Origin of the sequence: Clostridium sp. UBA5712 (genome assembly GCF_002419845.1) — a bacterium.
Classification (GTDB): domain Bacteria; phylum Bacillota; class Clostridia; order Clostridiales; family Clostridiaceae; genus Clostridium_J; species Clostridium_J sulfidigenes.
On sequence record NZ_DIGW01000015.1, the window covers coordinates 111,698 to 128,888 of the forward strand.

Sequence of the window (17,191 nt, forward strand, 5' to 3'; positions counted from 1 at the left end):
ATGGATGAGAAGCTTGTAGAAGATGTAAAACTTTATTTAGGTATTACTACGGATGATGAAGAGGTAACTAAAGGTATATTATTAAAAAGCAAAGCAGTAAAATTATATCTTGTTAAAGGTGGAGCAAAGTTGCCTACAGATGGCTCATATTATAGTGAGGAATTAATAGCTTGCATTGCTACAGGTGTAAATGATTTATTAAATAATAAGGCTGGAGATACTAAGTTTTCTCCAGCTTTTAATATGCTTGCAATGCAAATATGTAGGGGGTGAATATATGCAGTTTATTAATCCAATACATCTAATTACCTATGTAAACAATGTAGATGATATTGGTGATATAATTTCAACGCCAATAGAAAGAAAAGTATTAGCAGATATTTCTTCCATAAAGCAAAGTGAATTTTATCAAGCTCAGGCAAATGGATTAAAACCTGAGTTTACATTTATAATAAGAGCCTTTGAATATAGAGGGGAAGAATCGGTGAAATATGGTAATAAAACGTATAGAATACTAAGGACCTATGATAGATTAGATGGAAATATAGAATTAACTTGTATAGGAGCTGTTAATAATGCCAGTTCCTAAGTCAGTAGTTAAAATTAAAAAAGGAAATATTGAGTATATAAGTAACGTTGATAGAGTTCAATATACTATAGAGGAGCTTACAAGAGCAGCATTAAGAGATGTAGGTAAGTTTATTTGTAACAAATTTAGGAGTGGTTACTATGGCTTGTTTAAAAGGAAAAAAGGTAATGTAGGAAGGTATACTCAGTATTGGGTAAGGAGAAATGAGTGTGACTTACAAGTAGGAATTAAACCTAACGCTTTCTATGGAGGCTTTCAGGAGCTAGGTAGTAGTAAATCACAGAGATATGGATTATTACAGAAGACAGTAAACGAGAGTATTGCAGAAATAGTTTCAATAGAATCAAAGTATTTAAGTTCACTGGAAGATGAAGCTAGTGCCTTATCAATGATTGAAGAGGATGAATATGAGGGAGGTGCTGATGGTGAGTAAGACTATAGAACTACGTAAGGATATCAAAGATATTCTATCACAAGCACATGAAAGAGTATTTTATAGACGAGCTAAACAAAAAGATGCATACCCATATATTGTGTATTCAATTAAAGATGTCTACGGAGCTAAGGTCTTAGAGATTGATTTCTGGGATAGAGATATAAACGATAGTACCAGGAACATTGAAACTATGGTAGATAAAGTAGAAGAGTTACTGGATAAGTATACTTTAACAAATGAAAATCATTCAATCACTTTATACTCTAATGAAGATAGAAAGTGGATTGATGATGAAGATAAGACAATTCAAAGAATAAATGAGAGCTTTGAAATAAGATATTACGGAAAGGAGTAATATTATGGGAAAAGTTAAAAGTGGATTTAGTAAACAGACAAAAGAAAATTTATTAACAGGTTCAGGAGCCTTCTTTAAAAATTTCTATGTTGGAGTAGATACTTATGAGAGTGCTAGAGTAGCTAGAAAGTTAATCGGAGCAACTCAGGGAGGTGGAGAATTTAAAGCAGTAGCAACAGTTAGACAAATAGAAGTTGATGGGGTTGCTGGTAAGGCCCAAGGATTAGAATTAATAGATAGTTGGGAAGTAAGTCAAACTATGAACCTATTAGAAACAACTCCTGAAAGCCTTAAACTAGCTCTTGGAGCTGCAGATATAGATGATATTACAAACGGAGAGTACTATATTATCTCAGGTAGAAGTGAAATAAAAGATGAAGATTATCTTGATAATTTAACTTATATTGGAACAATAACTGGTTCAGACATTCCAGTAATAATACAAGTGTTTAATGCTCTTAGTACAGATGGATTAAATATAAAAACGGAAGATAAAAAAGAGGCTGTGCTAGGGATAACAGTATATGGACACTATACAGAAGATGACCTGGATACACCACCATATAGGATATATTACCCTAAGAAGAAAACTGTTGCTACTCCAGTAGCGAATGTTAAAGGTGGAACTTATACAGGAAGTAAATCCGTAACTCTTACAACAACTACAGCAGATGCAACTATAAGATATACTACTAATGGATTTGAACCAACTATAAGTGATACTGCTTATTCCACTTCAATAACAATAGATAAGAATACAATATTAAAGGCTAAGGCATTTAAAGAAGGTATGCCAGATAGTTCAACATTAACAGAAACTTATATAATAGAAACAGTTTAAGAGGGTTTTACCCTCTTATTTTAATATTTGGAGGTATTAATTATGAGAAATTTACAAGCAAAAGACATATTTGCTATGTCTAGATTAATAATGTCATTAGATCTTAAAGATGAATTTAAAAAAATTGCAGATAAAGTTGATGGGAAAACTGATTTAAATTCAATTGGATATGAAATGTTCTTTACTGTGCTTGGTAAATGCACAGATGAAAAAACTGAGAATAAAGTGTATGAATTTCTATCAGGCCCATTAGAAATTAAAGTTGAAGAAGTTGCCGCTATGGATATTTTTGATTTATCAGAAAAAATTATGGAAGTCGCAAGTATAGATAAATGGAAACTTTTTTTCAACAAAGCTTCACAGTTGATAAGGTAGAGACTGAGGAGCTTTTATTAAAGAGGTATAGCAATATAGATTATATATTAAATTTAAAATTTGAAGAAGGTTACGAGTTAATATCTAAAGCTTATGAAAAAGATGCAGAAGAAAAACTATGGCAGCAATGGTTAGTTGATTATAGACTAATGGATCAAGAAACCTTTATAAGCTTTGAAGAATACAAGAGTAAAAGCAGAGGTTCAAGTTCAAATACAGGGGAGAGTGAGAAGTTAACCAAGGAGCAGATAGAAGATAAGGTAAAAGGCATTATAGAACTAACTTTAGAGGAAGGAGGTTAATAATGTGGCAATAGAAATCTTTAAGCTTATGGGCTCTATACTTGTTAATAATGATGAAGCTAATAAAAGTATTTCTAAAACTGATGAAAAGGCAGAAGGGTTAGGAGGCAAGTTTTTAAAAGGTGTAGGCACAGCTGCAAAATGGGGAGCTGCAATTGCTGGTGCTGCAGTAGCAGGAGGAACAGCTCTTTTTGGAATGGCAATGAAGTCAGCAGAAGTTACAGATAGAATTGATAAGCTTAGTAATAAGATAGGTATATCAAAGCAAGGTTTTCAAGAGTGGGATTACATTTTAGGTCAGAATGGAATGGATGTTGAAAAGCTGCAAGTGGGAGTTAAAACTCTAGTTGGGCAGATGGATGCAGCAGCAGGAGGAAGCAAAACTGCAACAGAGGCTTTTGATAAACTAGGCCTATCATGGAATGATGGAAATGGGAAGTTAAAAGACCAAGAGGTTATGATGAATGAAGCTATAATGGCTTTAGCTAATATGGAGAATGGTACTGAGAAGGCTAGATTAGCAACTAAACTCTTTGGTAAAGCTGGAGTTGAGATGATGCCAATGCTTAACAATGGAGCACAAGGCATTGAAGATTTAAGAAAGAGAGCTCATGAGCTTGGTCTTGTACTTGGTGATGATGCAGTTAATGCAGGTGTAGTTCTTGGTGATACTATAGATGATGTAAAAGCATCTTTTAGCATGATAACAACTCAAATTGGAGTTAAAGTTATGCCACTAATACAAAGTTTTGCGGACTGGATTTTATCAAAGATGCCAATCATACAAGCAGTTTTAGGAGGATTTTTTAAAGGTATAGAACTCTTTGTATCCTTATTTATGAAAGGTGCTGCTATTCAAGCAAGTTTTTTAAATGATAAGTTTGGATGGATAATAGATAAAGTAGTTCAAATGAAAGAAACATTTAATTCATCTATGGAATCTTTTGATGATTATGGTCAAGCCTTTAAATCAATGATAGAAGTTATAACAGGACCTATAGGGGATTTACCTATCTTTAATGAGATAGGAATGATAATGTCAGCAATTCATGAGATCATAAACAGAATTAAAAATGGAGAAGGTATTGGAGAAGCGTTCAGAGCTGCTTTTGAGTGGAGAGATTCAACAGTAGGTAACTCCCTTTTAGAATTAATGGACTTTATGAAAGGCATATTTGGAGCAATTCAATCAATTATAGAAACTGTTATAACCAACTTAGGCCCTATCTTTGAGGGGCTTAAAACTATGTTTTTAATTCTAATGGATTATATAGCTGTAATATGGGGAAGTATAGGAAAACCAGTATTCAATTTCCTTATGGAAATAGTTAAAAAGGTAGCAGAGGTATTCAAGACTGTATTTCCGATATTGGCAGATATATTTAAAGGCCTTTGTGATACATTGAGTTTATTATGGCAAAACATACTAAAGCCTGTGTTGCAAGCTATAGGAGCATTTTTACAAAATGTATTATTGCCAGTATTTAAATTTGTATTTAATATCGTGGCAGAAGTAGTCAAAGTAGCATTTAAATTTATAGGAACTCTATGGAATACTACATTAAAGCCTATTCTTGATGGAATAATTACTTTCATTGGAGGAGTTTTCTCAGGAAACTGGTCTAAAATATGGGATGGAATAAAAGGTATTCTAAAGGGCATATGGGGAGGCCTTAAAGCTATTCTATGGACACCTATTGAATGGATATTAGAAAAAGTAGGTGGGATAGTAGATGCAATAAGTTCTCCATTTAAAAAGGCAGCCAATGCAATAGGAAATGTATGGAGTAGTATAAAATCGTTCTTTAAGTTACCACACTTTAAAATAACAGGTTCATTAGATCCTAAGACATGGTTAAAACAAGGGTTGCCTAAACTTGGTGTGGATTGGTATTACAAAGGTGGTATATTCAATGAGCCTACTGTTTTACCAGGAGGAATAGGTGTAGGTGATAGATTCAATGGGAAAGGCTCTAATCCAGAGGCGGTAGTACCGCTTGATAGTATGTATGAAAACATAAGAAGTATTGTCAAGGAAGAGGGAAATAGTAAAGATGTATATCAAGAAATAAATATCTATTCTAAAACTGAAAGTCCAAGTGAATTAGCAAGACAATTTAAAAATAGTCAGAAAAGATTAGCTTTAGAAATGGCTTAGGAGGTTAAGGCATGGGTCAAGTAGTAAAATTTATAAATGCTAATGATGAAAGTGTAGAGTTTTCGATATCTAAGCCTTTTTTACTTAAGGAAATTGGTGGATTAAGTGATTTAACTGCTGAACATATAACCTATAAGGGAGTAAATCAAGATGGAGAGATGTATAAGAGTAGTACTTTAAAAGTAAGAGAAATACCAATTAAATTTTTATTAATAGCAAGTTCTAATAATGAACTACTTAATATAAGAGAAAAGGTTAATAGAGTGTTTAATCCTAAGTTGGGTGAAGGAAAGCTTATTTACTCCTATGCAAATATAGAAAGACAAATAAAATGTACTCCAGATGGTACTCCTGTTATGCCTATGATTGGCAATAAGAAATATTGTGAGGGAGAAATAACACTATTAGCATATAATCCATATTTGAAGGACCTAATAGAAGAGGGAGAAATCATTTCAACATGGATTGGAGGTTGGAAGTTTAAATTTAAACTTCTCTTTAAATTTAAACAAAAGGGAGAGTCTAAAAAAAATATATATAATAATGGACATATAGAAACTCCTATAGAAATTATATTTAAAGGACCTGCAGTAAATCCTTCTGTTATAAATAATAGAACAGGAGAATTTATAAAAGTTGAGAGGACTTTAACCTCAGATGATACTCTATTTATTACAACAGAATTCGGTAATAAAAAAGTTGAAATTGAACGTAATGGAGTTCGAGATAATGCATTTAATTATATAGATCTAGATTCAACCTTCTTTCAATTACAGGTTGGAGATAATATGATTGAGTATACTACAGAAAATAATTTAGATCCTCAAAGTGTTGAGATTAGATATAGGAATAGATATGTAGGTGTATAGGAGGTGATAACTTGGAGTATAGTGGATTCTTTAATGGAGACCAGGAATATGGACAAGAAGAATTTAATAGGTACTTTGATAATATTTATGAAAGTGGAGTAAGTATTGATAATAGTAACAACATGACCTTAGGTGTAACACAAGAAATAGGGGTGCTTAAAATTGCTCCCGGATTTGCTATTGTTAAAGGATTCTATCTTTATAATGATAGCACCAAGAGTATAAATATTATAAAAGATAATAATTATGATAGGATAGATAGGGTTGTAGTAAGACTTAATATAAGTAATGGTAAAGTATCAATAGAACTTAAAAGTGGTGTGGCAGGAAGTAAACCATTAGCACCAACTTTACAACGTGATAATTTAAGTTATGAAATATCATTAGCCCAAGTCAAAATTACTACTACAGGAGCTATTACTATAACTGATGAAAGATATAGACAAGAGTTTTGTGGCAGTATAAGACCTAAAAATCTTACAGAATTTAATGATATGATTAAAGGACTTACAGAAGAATTTGATAGATGGTTTAATTCACAACAAGCAAAAGGATGGAGGAACATATATATTCAAAATGGAACTCCTGTAGGGAGTGTGAGTGGTTCAATATGGATACAAACGTTAGTATAAGAATATTTGATAAAAGTTTAAACTTTTTAGGGGAGATAGATAGCTATACTTCCCTTTTTTATATCCGAAAATGGCAAAACTATGGTGAATTTGAGTTTCATATGTCTGAGGTAGATATTAGTTTAATAAAAAAAGGTAATATCATAATGCTTAATAAAGATGGATATAGAACTGGTGTTATAGAGCATATAGAAATTAAGGAAGAGAATAAAGAAGATATTACAATTAAAGGATTTTCATTGTCATATTGGCTTACTCAAAGAATTACAGTTCCTCCAGTTGGATATGCATATCATGAATTTAACACTAGTGTGGAAGATATAATGATATCTTTAGTAAAATCAAATGCAGTAGATCCTATTGATATAAAAAGAAAAATTCCATATTTGCAAGTTGAACAATCACAAGGTAAAGGTGAAATACTTCAATTTCAAACAAGATATAAAACTTTATCAGATGAATTGACTAAGCTTTCTAAGACTAGTGGCTTAGGATTTGCTATTTTTCTAGATTATAAAAACAAAAGATTATTATTCAAAGTTTTATCAGGAAGAGATTTGTCATATAACCAAAAGATTAATCCACCAGCAATATTTTCAATTGAATATGACAATATAATTAATCAAAATTATATAGAGTCTAATATAGGATATAAGAACGTTGGGTATGTTGCAGGTCAAGGTGAGGGAGCTAATAGGCAAATTGAGGTTATTAGCAATGAACTTACTGGATTTGATAGGAGAGAAACCTTTATTGATGCCAGGGATATTACAGAAGGAGTAAGCCTTGCTGATAGGGGAAAGTTAAAGTTAGCTGAAAATGTATCTATACAAAGTTTTGAATGTGAAGTTAATACAAAAGATTATAAAAGAGATTGGGATTTAGGAGATATAGTTACAACAGTAAGTAAAAAATATAACTTTAAGATTAATAATAGAGTAACAGAAGTTAAAGAAATATATGAGTCAAGTGGATTTAAAATTGAACCGACTTTTGGTGTATCAATCCCATTAGCAGGTGAGAAAATAAAGCAAATGACAGATACTCCCCTTCAAGAAGGAGTACAAGGAGCAGATGGTCCAAAAGGAGAGCGAGGTCCCCAAGGATACAGTATTAATTATCTATGGAATGGTACAAGTCTTGGAGTAAAAAGAGAAGATGAAGGTAGTTATATTTACACAGAATTAAGAGGTCCTCAGGGCATTCAAGGACCAAAGGGAGACCAAGGAGTTCAAGGACTTAAAGGAGAAAAAGGAGACCAAGGTATTCAGGGAATTCAAGGAGTAAAAGGAGATACTGGAGCTACAGGAGCACAAGGTCCTCAGGGAATAAAAGGAGATGTGGGTGCAACAGGGCCACAAGGTCCTCCAGGAAAAGATGGAACTCAAATAATAACTTCTGCAGTTCAGCCTACAGGACAAATTAATGGTCGAGTATGGATACAACTTATGTAAAAGGAGAGTGGAAAGATGGGAACAATAAAAAATGCTATTTATAAAATAGACAATGGAACAGACTTTGATGAGATACATTTTAAGACTAAAGCAGCACAGGTATTCTGTAATGATGGTAAAACAGTTGAGTCGCAATTGGCTGAATTAAGACAGTATGTTAAGTATAGATTTAGTTGGGTGAACATTACAACAGCCACAGATTCACTTAATACAACTATACCTTATCCAGAAGGTTCTAGTAGAGGTAGTTGTTTTGTAATTGGTGGTTATGTTACAAAAGCGAATAATGTATATAATAATATACCTAGTAATGATGCATCTATATATTATAATGCATCAGCTATAACTCTTGCTGTTAGTTCATCAACTTTTCAGGGGGCATCAGGTAGATTATTATGGGCAATAGTAATATAGGGGGTATAATATGTTTATTAAATTATTAAATGATGGTGCTTTTATGGTTTTAGAAAATGAACAACTCTATAAGGGCGATAGAAGAATAAATGAAGAGATATCCAATATGTATATTCAATATTTAGAGCAGGGTAAACATTATAAAATTAAAAATATAAATGGAGCAACTTTTGAAGAAATATTTGAAGAGATAGTACCAATACCTATTGTAGAAGTACCAACTTTAGAAGCAAGACTTACAGCTCTTGAGGCATTAATGATGGGAGTGATATAGATGAATCCTTTTTATAATTTTTTAAAAAATATGTGGATTATGAGAAAAGCAGATGAAGAGTATTTACAGGCTAGAGTTGTAAAAAATCAAATAAACCAGGTTGAGTATGAAGAGATAACCGCAATGGAGCAAGTTCCAGAACAATAGAATTATATTACGAACTAAATAGATCTTAAGAGATTAGAGAAATCTAGTCTCTTTTTATATTAAAAAGGAAAAAAGGAAGGTGTAATATGGAAAAAATATTAAACTACATTAAAGTAATAGTTATGGCACTAGGGACAGGGATAACATGGCTATTAGGAAGTTGGGATAAGGCATTAGTAGTATTAATAGTATTTATGGTACTGGATTATGGAACAGGCTTGTTAAGAGCATGGATTAATAAAGAAGTGTCTAGTGATGTTGGGTTAATGGGGATAGCTAGAAAGGGACTTATATTTGTAGTTCTCATAGTTGCAGTAATGCTAGATAGATTGATTAATACGGGTACCTGGGTTTTTCGTACTCTTGTATGTTATTTCTACATTGCCAATGAGGGGATTAGTTTATTAGAGAATTGTGCTGGACTTGGATTGCCTATACCAGAAAAAATAAAGGATGCATTAGCACAGCTTAAGGATGGAGAAAAGAAAGAATTAAATAATTAGTTTACAGAGTGGGAGTGATCCTACTCTTTTATTTTTAAAAATTTTAAGGAGGAATATGTTATGAGTAAAATAGTTTTTAGTGGAGTTGGACATGGTGGTAATGATAATGGAGCTGTAGCAAATGGGTTAAGAGAAGACGATATGAATTTAGTTGAAGCAATAGCTTGTAATGAGGTTTTAGTTGCTCATGGGGTTAAAAATCCAATGTCTAGATATAAAGATGAAGCTGATCCAATTGATGAAGAAGTTAGAGAAGCAAATGCATCCGGAGCAGTTATTGCAGTTGACTTTCATAATAATGCAGGTGGAGGAGATGGGTTTGAAGCTTATTATAGTATAGGTGATGCTGAGGGACTAAAGTTATGTAAGTTCATAGAAGAAGAAGTTGTTAAGTTAGGTCAAAACTCTAGGGGATGCAAAACAAAAGTTGGATATGGGGGTAAAGATTATTTTGCATTTATTAGAGATACCAAAATGACAGCAATAATACTTGAAGGAGTTTTCCTTGATTCTGCGGATAAGGAATTTAAAGATACTGTAGAAAAACAAAGAGCCTATGGTGTAGCTGTTGCTAAAGGTATATTGAGATATTTAGGTATAACATATAAAGGAGATACTAACACCATAAATAAACCTAAACAAGTCCCAGCTCCAGAGACTTCTAAACCTAGTAAGGATACAATAGATGTTACTTACCAAGTATACTCTAATGGAAGATGGCTACCTGATGTAGTAAACTTACAAGATTATGCTGGACTATATGGTAAAGATGTACAAGGAGTATATGCTAATTTAAGCAAAGGGAAAATAAGATACAGAGTTCACATAAATAACAGATGGCTTCCATGGGTAACAGATAGACAAGACTATGCTGGTATTTTAGGAACTAATATAGATGGATTACAAATGGAGCCAATAGGCTTATCAGGCTACAGTGTTAAGTATAGAACTTACGTAGGTGGTAGATGGTTACCTTGGGTATTAGACTTACAAGACTATGCTGGATTATATGGAAAGGCAATAGAAGGAATACAAGTACAGGTAATTAAGAAGTAGATTAAAAAGAGAGTGAGATAAAACTTGCTCTCCTTATTTTTTTGCATAATTTTGCACACTAATTTTTAGTATAATACTGCTATTTTTTATAGTAATGACTTTTAAATCATTTGTATTACAATTTTAAACATTAAAAATGAAATACATATTTCCTACTAGAAATAGTAAATATGACAAATTAACCATATATTAAAAAAAAAGGGTTACGATAGTTGCTTATTTTGGGGAATTAAGTCTCTTTACTTATATTTACTAAAATTTTAAGGGGGAAATATTTATGAATTCTATTTTACTATTAATAGAAGAAGCTAAAAATTTTGATAAGGATAGTATGGAGACTCTATTGATTAAGTTTGAACCAATAATAAATAGCCTAGCCTACAAATTAGGATATGATTGTGCCAAAACTGACCTAACTATATTTTTTATAAATTTAATTTATTCAATTAAATTATATAAGATTATTAACTTATCAGAAGGAGCATTAGTCAAATATATATCAACATCACTAAGAAGAGAATGTTATAAATTAAACAAATCAATTTTACCTAATGAATGCGAGATTAATGATAATATATCTATTACATTAAATGAGTATGTAGATGTTGAATACAAAATTTTATTAGATGAACTTGTAATTAATAAAGTTATAAGTCAGAAGCAAAAATATATATTGGTAAAAAAGTATTATGAAAATTTTACAGATATTGAAATAGCAAAGGCTTTAAATATAAGTAGACAAGCTATAAGCAAAACACATAGACGAGCTATTAATAATATAAAAGAATATTTAAATTAAAGGAGATTTATGTTAGCAATGGAAAAGGAGATTTTAACACAAGCAGTATCACAAGGAATTTGGGCGGTACTTAGTATATTTTTATTATTTTATATATTAAAAGCCCAAGAAAAAAGAGATCAAAAACAAGAAGAAAGAGAAAATAATTATCAAAATATAATATCACAACTTACTGATAAGCTAGAGATAGTAGATGAAGTAAAGAAAGATGTAGAAGATATAAAGCAATATGTAATGAAAAATAAATAAAAATTTTTAAATTAGGTTTACAAATTAAATTAATTATACTCTTTTATAAGTGTAATTACTTAATCGATTAAGTTCAAAAATAAAGAAGAAAGAGGGTATTTAATTATGGCTGATATTAATGTGACATATCAAGTATATACAGGAGGAAGATGGTTACCTAATGTAACTAACTTAAATGATTATGCTGGAATATATGGACAACCAATTCAAGGTGTATATGCCAGCTTAAGTAGGGGGACTATTCAATACAGAACACATACTCAAGGAGGATCATGGTTACCATGGGTAACTAATAGAACTGACTACGCAGGCGTTTTAGGTAAGAATGTAGATGGACTACAAATGCAACTTGTTAGTTTATCAGGATATAATGTTAGGTATAGAGCTTACGTCGGTGGGAGATGGCTTCCATGGGTAACTGGAACTTCAGATTATGCTGGAATATATGGACAACCAATAGAAGGTATTCAAGTAGAAATAATTTCTAATGCTCTTACTAATGCAGAAATTTTAGCACGTGCTGGAAATTATGGATTGTTTAATGGTTTGGGAATTTCTTTCGGTGGATTTGATGCGTGGCAAAGTATTGCACTTCTTAGTACTACGCCACCGACAACATTACAAGCAAAAGTTAGTTTTAAAAGTCATCTTGGCGGTTCAACTGTAGATATAAGTGTTCCTAATGCGTTAGCAACTACAGTAAGAAGTAAATTATTAAATGCAGGAGTATCATTGGATGGTAAGTTATCAGTAGGTAATTTATCTGCAACATTCAATTCAGTTACTGCAACTGCTAATATTGATAAAAATGTCAAGGTATCAGTTACAACTACACCTACTAGTATGACAATTGAGATGGAAGCTCTTGCTGATATTGGGGGAGGAGTTAAAGTTTATCAATCATTAAGAATATCTATGACTAATATGCGACCATATGAATATGCTCTTGCAAGGGTAACTATACCAGTTGTAACAAGCTACACTAGCAATAAAATTGCTAGAATTCAATGTGCTGGGACTTTGGCAATACTTGTCGCAATAGCCTACGGAATTTCATTAGTTTTATCACGAGGAAGACTATCCATGTATGGTGGTTCAATTTAAATATACAGTAGTTGTATTTAAATTAGAAATAGTGAAAGCTTAATAGTATCCTAAATTATTAATAACAAAAGAACTGTAAATCTATAATGTTTTACAGTTCTTTTAATTATGTTTTTTAATTATTAATAAAAATCTATTTAGATGAAAAAGTTATTTACTCTCTATGTGATTGCTAGCTATTTTAGAATTAATGAATTTTATAAATTCTTGCTCTGTTCCTATAATAAAAGAATCCTTTTGTATAAATATGAGGTTTCCTAAAGATTTAGGCTTAGGTATATGGATAATATACATATTTTCATAAGCATAAAAATCTGATATATCAGAGTAATTCATTCTTACTTTATCATAACATTTTGTTTTTGGATTAAAAAATGAAGTTTCATAAAATGATTGATAAAAGTAAATATATGGATCAGGATTTTTAATGTTTTTTATTTGCATATGAAATATTCTAAGTTTAAGCCAAATAATTATATGTTGCTGATACCATATCAAAAGTGTTAATAAAATAACTGGTAAAATGAATAGCTTATCTGAAAGAATAATGCCAATAGCTTCAATCAAAAAAAAATCCCAATTATAAACTAAATCCCAAATATAAAATATAACCATTAAAATTATAATTGAAACCCATGCTTTTTTCAAAAAATTAAAGAATTTTTTTCTTATACGTGATACAACTTTATTTAATTCTTTAGTAGTTATATTTGATAATGCACATTTAAATAAAATTTTTTCTTCATTCATAAATTTTTACTCCTTTACAATAACTATAATAAATGTTCTACAATAATCATTTTACCATAATTATTACTATATATTTTTTTTTAAAAACATTTAAGTATATAAATAGGAATTATAAATATTAGGATGAAATTTCATAAGTTACTAAAGCATTGAGATTGCTTTGTTTATGTAATGATATATATTTATATATTTAAATAAAACTATTACGAGTATATTTACAAGGCATACGTGAAATGTTCGCTGATAAATAGAGAATAATTATTAATGAATATATAGAAATGGTAAAATAGCTACATAATTAGATAAGTTAGAGTTAATCTCTATAATTACAGTGTGAGATTATATAAATAGACTAAGTCCAAAGAGAATTTCACCTAGACATTTAAGGATTGAAAATAGATTTAAAAATATTAAAGAAGTAGGAGCCTAATTTAATTATAAGGCTCCTACTTCTTTTAGTTTTATATACATATAATATGAAAGATTATTTTTCCCACTAAGTAATCTTCCAAAGCAAGAGTAAGATATGTTTAATATATTACTGCATTGAGTATAAGTATAATTGTTTTTATCTTTCCATTGTCTTATTTTTTCACCAGGACTATTATAATAAGTAAAGTAATAATCTCCAAAGTAAGATAAAGAAAGATTGAATTTATCACATATATTTTTAACATTTTTAGGTTTTGGCTCTATTTCATCAACTTCCCATTTTAGGACAGTATCTAGATGAAGATCTAAAATCTTTGCAAGTTCTAATCTTTCTAAATTGTTTACTTTTCTTAGTTTCAACATTTTTTCTGCAAATGTTTCTTCTGGAAGACTATTGTATAAACATTTATATATATTGTAAGTACAAGGTTTAAAAATAGTTTTCCATGTATCATTTTCATATAGTGTGCAGGCGCTAACTTTGCATCTTCCCCCAGTAGGGTCCTCATCCATTGTTTAGATCCAGTATTAATTTGTGAGAAGGTAGCTTACACAAATATCGAAGATATAGTAAATATTGAAGATGTAATTAAAAATACAATTACAGGTATTAAAGGGGTAGGAGGATTACAAACAAGAGGTAAATACAGAGAAGGATATCCTAAATCTCAGTATGTAAAGTGAAATGAAAAATGAGCTGTGATTTATACAATTTTAACTATAGTATGTATAGGGTGAAAACTCTGAAACCCGCATGAACAGAACAAATAGTTAACTATTTATATAGTTATATAGGCAAATAGTTATGAAGTTAAATAGGTATATAGGTATATAGGTATAAAGTTATATAGGTTTATATATACCTATTTTCATATATAAATATTTATATATGAAGATACATTTAAGAAAATGCTGATAAAAACAGGACAAATTTATAAAATATAAAACACTTAATTATAAGGGTCACATCAAGTTTCTAGGTGCTCTTTGTGGTACATCCAGTATGGTTTAATAGTGCAAAGTGCATAGTTTTAATATATACCACAGATTTTTTTAAAACTCCCATACATTTTTATCTAAAAATATAGATTTATATAGTTATATGTGAATATTCTAAAAAATTCTACACATAATAATGTCAAGTTGGTTTCTGGCCATTATAGCTAAATAAATGACATAGGATTAAAAAAACAAAATAATACATAAAAATTTAACGAATATTTAACATTGACAAGTATTATTAAAATGTTGTAAAATATTTAGTTTGCTTGACATAAGGAGAGGTAACTGCTATAATAAAGTTGGAAGCCTTTATGGAAATATTAGAAAGAGGGTGTCTACTGTGAAGATGGGAAATGTATTGACTACGATAAAAAAAGATATCGAAAGTCATGTTGGCGAAAAAGTGACATTGAAGGCAAATGGAGGAAGACGTAAAGTAGTAGTAAATGATGGTGTTTTGGAAAAAACATATGACAGTATATTTACAATTAGACTTGATAATAATGTGCAACGTACTGTTAGTTATAGCTATAGTGATGTACTAACAAAAACTGTTCAGCTAGTGTTTGCAGGGTAAAATGAAGAGGTGTTCTTTTAAGAATGCCTCTTTTATTTTGCGTATAAACAGAGTTCTTAGCTTCTTCGAAGCTTTACTAACAGAATTCTTAGTATCAGTATTTTTGATATTTAGAATTCGTTGTCCTTTAGGGGAAATCGTTATCCAGGGACATAGCAGCTCTTTACTCCAGCTTTGAAAAAGATGGGAGTATTAGAGCTGGTAGTCATCGGATAAATAATTATTCTTTTAAGAAAATTTAATATAAGTAGTTATATTTCATAACATTCTCATATATACATTATTAGTAGGTATTTTAGGAGGGAAAGTTATGGATTTGGATTTGATAAAAGACTATATAGAATATGAGCAATCAATAGCTGAAAATGACACAAAGATGTTCATAAAGGAAGAATATGTTATACCTGATACGCTACCAGATGTGGATAATATACTAATGTTAGATGTAAAGCCTATGATAACAAATAAAGAGGTTGGAACTGATAAGGTAAATTTAGAGGGGCAACTTCAGTATACTATCCTTTATATGGCTAAAGATGGAGGAGCTACTGAAGCTCATTCAGTAGTATATAATGGTAACATTTTTGAGTCTATTGACATGATTGGTGCCCAATCAAATATGTATTGCGATATAGAGCTAAACATTGAACATATGGATTGTGTTATTATTAATGAAAGAAAGATAGCTATTCAAGGATTTATTATATGCAAGTGCAATGGATATAATATAAATTCCTTTGAGATAGTTAAAGATGTACATGAAGGAAAGGATATTCAGTTTTTAAAGAATCCTATGACTGTAGATAAGGTTATGGAACCTATAGAAACTGAATTAGTTGGAAAAGCAGAAGTTAAAATCGACATGGATAAAAATGAGTGTCTAAAGGTTATAAAATATGACGTTACTATTGGTAAGAAGGATGTAAGAATATATGATGGTGGACTCAAGATAGAGGCTATGGCTAATGTAGCTATATTATATAAAGGCAAGAATGGAAGAGATTTGTTCTGTGTTTCAGAAAGTGTACCTTTATATAAAGAAGTTACCGTTGATGAGTTAAAACCAAATATGGAATACTTCACTGAATTTGAAGTTCAATCCTTTGAATATGATGTTAGACAAGATGATATGGGTGAAAACAGAGTAATTGATGTAGAATTTGTAGTTAAAGCTATTACTCATGTAATGTATAAAGAAGAAGTAGAAGTTATACAAGATGTATATTGCCCTACAAAACTATTAAACATGGATATTAAAGAAAATAATATTAATGTGATACAAGGTCATGGATATACTGAAAGTTTGGTTAAAGGAGATATTGACGTAAAGAATGATGATTTAAAACCAATTAAAGTTATAATGACTACAGGAAATGTATCTATTACTGACAAAAATATTAAAAATGATAAGATAGAAATTGAAGGATTATTAAAGGTTGATGTGCTATATTCAACTGAGGATGAAGAGCAGTATTTAGTTACTGTAGAGGATGAGATTCCTTTTAGTTGCAAGGTTGATATAGCTGGAACAAATCCAAATATGCAAGCAAATGCTAATATATCTCTAGAGATGATAGAGGGAAGTTTAGAAGCTGGAAATGTATCTATTAGAGCCATTGTTAAAGTTCATTGTAAGGCATATTACAATATTAAAAATAAATTTGTTGTTAACATGGCAATTAATGATGGCGAAGTTCCAGAGAAAAAAGCAAGTATAATAATATATGTAGTTCAGCCAGAGGATACTCTTTGGAGCATAGCTAAGAAATACTTGACTACAGTTGATGAAATTATGAATATTAATGAATTAGCTGAAGGGGAAGAAGTTAAGCCATCTCAGAAATTAATTATACCAGGAAGAGCTACAGTTTAA

The 17,191-nt window shown here is 30.6% G+C and carries 23 protein-coding genes and 1 pseudogene; 22 read left to right on the forward strand and 2 right to left on the reverse strand.

The window, feature by feature from the left end; translation table 11 throughout:
* From B3B03_RS13090 to B3B03_RS13180, 19 genes are all read left to right on the forward strand, one after another.
* On the forward strand, nt 1-273 hold the full coding sequence (locus B3B03_RS13090) for a hypothetical protein (protein ID WP_346877544.1): 273 nt from the start codon (nt 1-3) through the stop codon (nt 271-273).
* 4 nt (nt 274-277) lie between these two features.
* Nucleotides 278-589 carry a phage head closure protein gene (locus B3B03_RS13095; RefSeq protein WP_346877545.1) on the forward strand — a complete coding sequence of 104 codons (312 nt, stop codon included), beginning with the start codon at nt 278-280 and terminating at the stop codon, nt 587-589.
* Nucleotides 576-1,022, forward strand: coding sequence for a hypothetical protein (locus B3B03_RS13100; RefSeq protein ID WP_346877546.1), 447 nt, complete (start codon nt 576-578; stop codon nt 1,020-1,022). The genes B3B03_RS13095 and B3B03_RS13100 overlap by 14 nt, the downstream gene beginning before the upstream one ends.
* Nucleotides 1,012-1,380: a hypothetical protein gene (locus B3B03_RS13105; RefSeq protein ID WP_346877547.1), complete on the forward strand. Its 369-nt coding sequence runs from the start codon at nt 1,012-1,014 to the stop codon at nt 1,378-1,380. The genes B3B03_RS13100 and B3B03_RS13105 overlap by 11 nt, the downstream gene beginning before the upstream one ends.
* Nucleotides 1,381-1,384: 4 nt before the next feature.
* Complete coding sequence (locus B3B03_RS13110; RefSeq protein WP_346877548.1) at nt 1,385-2,221, forward strand: chitobiase/beta-hexosaminidase C-terminal domain-containing protein; 837 nt, start codon at nt 1,385-1,387, stop codon at nt 2,219-2,221.
* A gap of 42 nt (nt 2,222-2,263) precedes the next feature.
* Entirely contained in the window at nt 2,264-2,596 is a 333-nt protein-coding gene (locus tag B3B03_RS13115) for a hypothetical protein (RefSeq protein ID WP_346877549.1), read from the forward strand.
* Complete coding sequence (locus B3B03_RS13120; RefSeq protein ID WP_346877550.1) at nt 2,554-2,898, forward strand: hypothetical protein; 345 nt, start codon at nt 2,554-2,556, stop codon at nt 2,896-2,898. Before B3B03_RS13115 ends, B3B03_RS13120 begins: the two co-directional genes overlap by 43 nt.
* 4 nt (nt 2,899-2,902) lie before the next feature.
* Nucleotides 2,903-5,056 (forward strand): phage tail protein, encoded by a 2,154-nt coding sequence (locus B3B03_RS13125; protein ID WP_346877551.1) that lies wholly within the window; start codon nt 2,903-2,905, stop codon nt 5,054-5,056.
* An 11-nt stretch (nt 5,057-5,067) separates the two neighbouring features.
* Complete coding sequence (locus B3B03_RS13130; RefSeq protein ID WP_346877552.1) at nt 5,068-5,925, forward strand: phage tail family protein; 858 nt, start codon at nt 5,068-5,070, stop codon at nt 5,923-5,925.
* Between the two features lie 11 nt (nt 5,926-5,936).
* Complete coding sequence (locus B3B03_RS13135; RefSeq protein WP_346877553.1) at nt 5,937-6,557, forward strand: hypothetical protein; 621 nt, start codon at nt 5,937-5,939, stop codon at nt 6,555-6,557.
* Complete coding sequence (locus tag B3B03_RS13140) at nt 6,536-8,011, forward strand: Gp37-like protein (protein ID WP_346877554.1); 1,476 nt, start codon at nt 6,536-6,538, stop codon at nt 8,009-8,011. Before B3B03_RS13135 ends, B3B03_RS13140 begins: the two co-directional genes overlap by 22 nt.
* Before the next feature lie 15 nt (nt 8,012-8,026).
* On the forward strand, nt 8,027-8,425 hold the full coding sequence (locus B3B03_RS13145) for a hypothetical protein (RefSeq protein WP_346877555.1): 399 nt from the start codon (nt 8,027-8,029) through the stop codon (nt 8,423-8,425).
* Nucleotides 8,426-8,435: 10 nt separating this feature from the next.
* The gene (locus B3B03_RS13150) at nt 8,436-8,699 is read left to right on the forward strand and encodes a hypothetical protein (protein ID WP_346877556.1); all 264 of its coding nucleotides are present in this window, start codon (nt 8,436-8,438) and stop codon (nt 8,697-8,699) included.
* A complete protein-coding gene (locus B3B03_RS13155) occupies nt 8,700-8,846 on the forward strand; it encodes a hypothetical protein (RefSeq protein WP_346877557.1) in 147 nt (48 codons plus the stop codon). It begins immediately after the preceding gene.
* An 86-nt stretch (nt 8,847-8,932) separates the two neighbouring features.
* Complete coding sequence (locus tag B3B03_RS13160) at nt 8,933-9,349, forward strand: phage holin family protein (RefSeq protein WP_346877558.1); 417 nt, start codon at nt 8,933-8,935, stop codon at nt 9,347-9,349.
* Between the two features lie 60 nt (nt 9,350-9,409).
* Nucleotides 9,410-10,405 carry an N-acetylmuramoyl-L-alanine amidase gene (locus B3B03_RS13165; protein WP_346877559.1) on the forward strand — a complete coding sequence of 332 codons (996 nt, stop codon included), beginning with the start codon at nt 9,410-9,412 and terminating at the stop codon, nt 10,403-10,405.
* A 277-nt stretch (nt 10,406-10,682) separates the two neighbouring features.
* Nucleotides 10,683-11,204, forward strand: coding sequence for a sigma-70 family RNA polymerase sigma factor (locus B3B03_RS13170; protein ID WP_346877560.1), 522 nt, complete (start codon nt 10,683-10,685; stop codon nt 11,202-11,204).
* An 18-nt stretch (nt 11,205-11,222) separates the two neighbouring features.
* On the forward strand, nt 11,223-11,453 hold the full coding sequence (locus B3B03_RS13175; RefSeq protein WP_346877561.1) for a BhlA/UviB family holin-like peptide: 231 nt from the start codon (nt 11,223-11,225) through the stop codon (nt 11,451-11,453).
* Nucleotides 11,454-11,558: 105 nt separating this feature from the next.
* Nucleotides 11,559-12,557 (forward strand): hypothetical protein, encoded by a 999-nt coding sequence (locus tag B3B03_RS13180; protein ID WP_346874139.1) that lies wholly within the window; start codon nt 11,559-11,561, stop codon nt 12,555-12,557.
* 150 nt (nt 12,558-12,707) lie between these two features.
* Here B3B03_RS13180 and B3B03_RS13185 read toward each other — a convergent pair whose 3' ends face one another.
* Nucleotides 12,708-13,307 carry a hypothetical protein gene (locus B3B03_RS13185; protein WP_346874138.1) on the reverse strand — a complete coding sequence of 200 codons (600 nt, stop codon included), beginning with the start codon at nt 13,305-13,307 and terminating at the stop codon, nt 12,708-12,710.
* Nucleotides 13,308-13,742: 435 nt separating this feature from the next.
* Nucleotides 13,743-14,252, reverse strand: coding sequence for a helix-turn-helix transcriptional regulator (locus B3B03_RS13190; protein ID WP_346877562.1), 510 nt, complete (start codon nt 14,250-14,252; stop codon nt 13,743-13,745).
* Here B3B03_RS13190 and B3B03_RS13195 point away from each other — a divergent pair.
* From B3B03_RS13195 to B3B03_RS13205, 3 genes and pseudogenes are all read left to right on the forward strand, one after another.
* Nucleotides 14,208-14,423, forward strand: a pseudogene (locus B3B03_RS13195) (sporulation peptidase YabG); the annotation flags it as partial. The gene B3B03_RS13190 and the pseudogene B3B03_RS13195 sit on opposite strands and share 45 nt — an antisense overlap.
* A 658-nt stretch (nt 14,424-15,081) precedes the next feature.
* Nucleotides 15,082-15,318, forward strand: coding sequence for a Veg family protein (locus tag B3B03_RS13200; RefSeq protein ID WP_035134339.1), 237 nt, complete (start codon nt 15,082-15,084; stop codon nt 15,316-15,318).
* Between the two features lie 310 nt (nt 15,319-15,628).
* A complete protein-coding gene (locus B3B03_RS13205) occupies nt 15,629-17,191 on the forward strand; it encodes a DUF3794 and LysM peptidoglycan-binding domain-containing protein (RefSeq protein ID WP_346846982.1) in 1,563 nt (520 codons plus the stop codon).

Excerpts from the sequence above, each read along its gene's own strand:
- B3B03_RS13090 (WP_346877544.1), top strand. The coding sequence starts at position 1 with ATGGATGAGAAGCTTGTAGAAGATGTAAAACTTTATTTAGGTATTACT.
- B3B03_RS13095 (WP_346877545.1), top strand. The coding sequence starts at position 278 with ATGCAGTTTATTAATCCAATACATCTAATTACCTATGTAAACAATGTA.
- B3B03_RS13100 (WP_346877546.1), top strand. The coding sequence starts at position 576 with ATGCCAGTTCCTAAGTCAGTAGTTAAAATTAAAAAAGGAAATATTGAG.
- B3B03_RS13105 (WP_346877547.1), top strand. The coding sequence starts at position 1,012 with ATGGTGAGTAAGACTATAGAACTACGTAAGGATATCAAAGATATTCTA.
- B3B03_RS13110 (WP_346877548.1), top strand. The coding sequence starts at position 1,385 with ATGGGAAAAGTTAAAAGTGGATTTAGTAAACAGACAAAAGAAAATTTA.
- B3B03_RS13115 (WP_346877549.1), top strand. The coding sequence starts at position 2,264 with ATGAGAAATTTACAAGCAAAAGACATATTTGCTATGTCTAGATTAATA.
- B3B03_RS13120 (WP_346877550.1), top strand. The coding sequence starts at position 2,554 with ATGGAAACTTTTTTTCAACAAAGCTTCACAGTTGATAAGGTAGAGACT.
- B3B03_RS13130 (WP_346877552.1), top strand. The coding sequence starts at position 5,068 with ATGGGTCAAGTAGTAAAATTTATAAATGCTAATGATGAAAGTGTAGAG.
- B3B03_RS13140 (WP_346877554.1), top strand. The coding sequence starts at position 6,536 with ATGGATACAAACGTTAGTATAAGAATATTTGATAAAAGTTTAAACTTT.
- B3B03_RS13145 (WP_346877555.1), top strand. The coding sequence starts at position 8,027 with ATGGGAACAATAAAAAATGCTATTTATAAAATAGACAATGGAACAGAC.
- B3B03_RS13150 (WP_346877556.1), top strand. The coding sequence starts at position 8,436 with ATGTTTATTAAATTATTAAATGATGGTGCTTTTATGGTTTTAGAAAAT.
- B3B03_RS13155 (WP_346877557.1), top strand. The coding sequence starts at position 8,700 with ATGAATCCTTTTTATAATTTTTTAAAAAATATGTGGATTATGAGAAAA.
- B3B03_RS13160 (WP_346877558.1), top strand. The coding sequence starts at position 8,933 with ATGGAAAAAATATTAAACTACATTAAAGTAATAGTTATGGCACTAGGG.
- B3B03_RS13165 (WP_346877559.1), top strand. The coding sequence starts at position 9,410 with ATGAGTAAAATAGTTTTTAGTGGAGTTGGACATGGTGGTAATGATAAT.
- B3B03_RS13170 (WP_346877560.1), top strand. The coding sequence starts at position 10,683 with ATGAATTCTATTTTACTATTAATAGAAGAAGCTAAAAATTTTGATAAG.
- B3B03_RS13175 (WP_346877561.1), top strand. The coding sequence starts at position 11,223 with ATGGAAAAGGAGATTTTAACACAAGCAGTATCACAAGGAATTTGGGCG.
- B3B03_RS13180 (WP_346874139.1), top strand. The coding sequence starts at position 11,559 with ATGGCTGATATTAATGTGACATATCAAGTATATACAGGAGGAAGATGG.
- B3B03_RS13185 (WP_346874138.1), bottom strand. The coding sequence starts at position 13,307 with ATGAATGAAGAAAAAATTTTATTTAAATGTGCATTATCAAATATAACT.
- B3B03_RS13190 (WP_346877562.1), bottom strand. The coding sequence starts at position 14,252 with ATGGATGAGGACCCTACTGGGGGAAGATGCAAAGTTAGCGCCTGCACA.
- B3B03_RS13205 (WP_346846982.1), top strand. The coding sequence starts at position 15,629 with ATGGATTTGGATTTGATAAAAGACTATATAGAATATGAGCAATCAATA.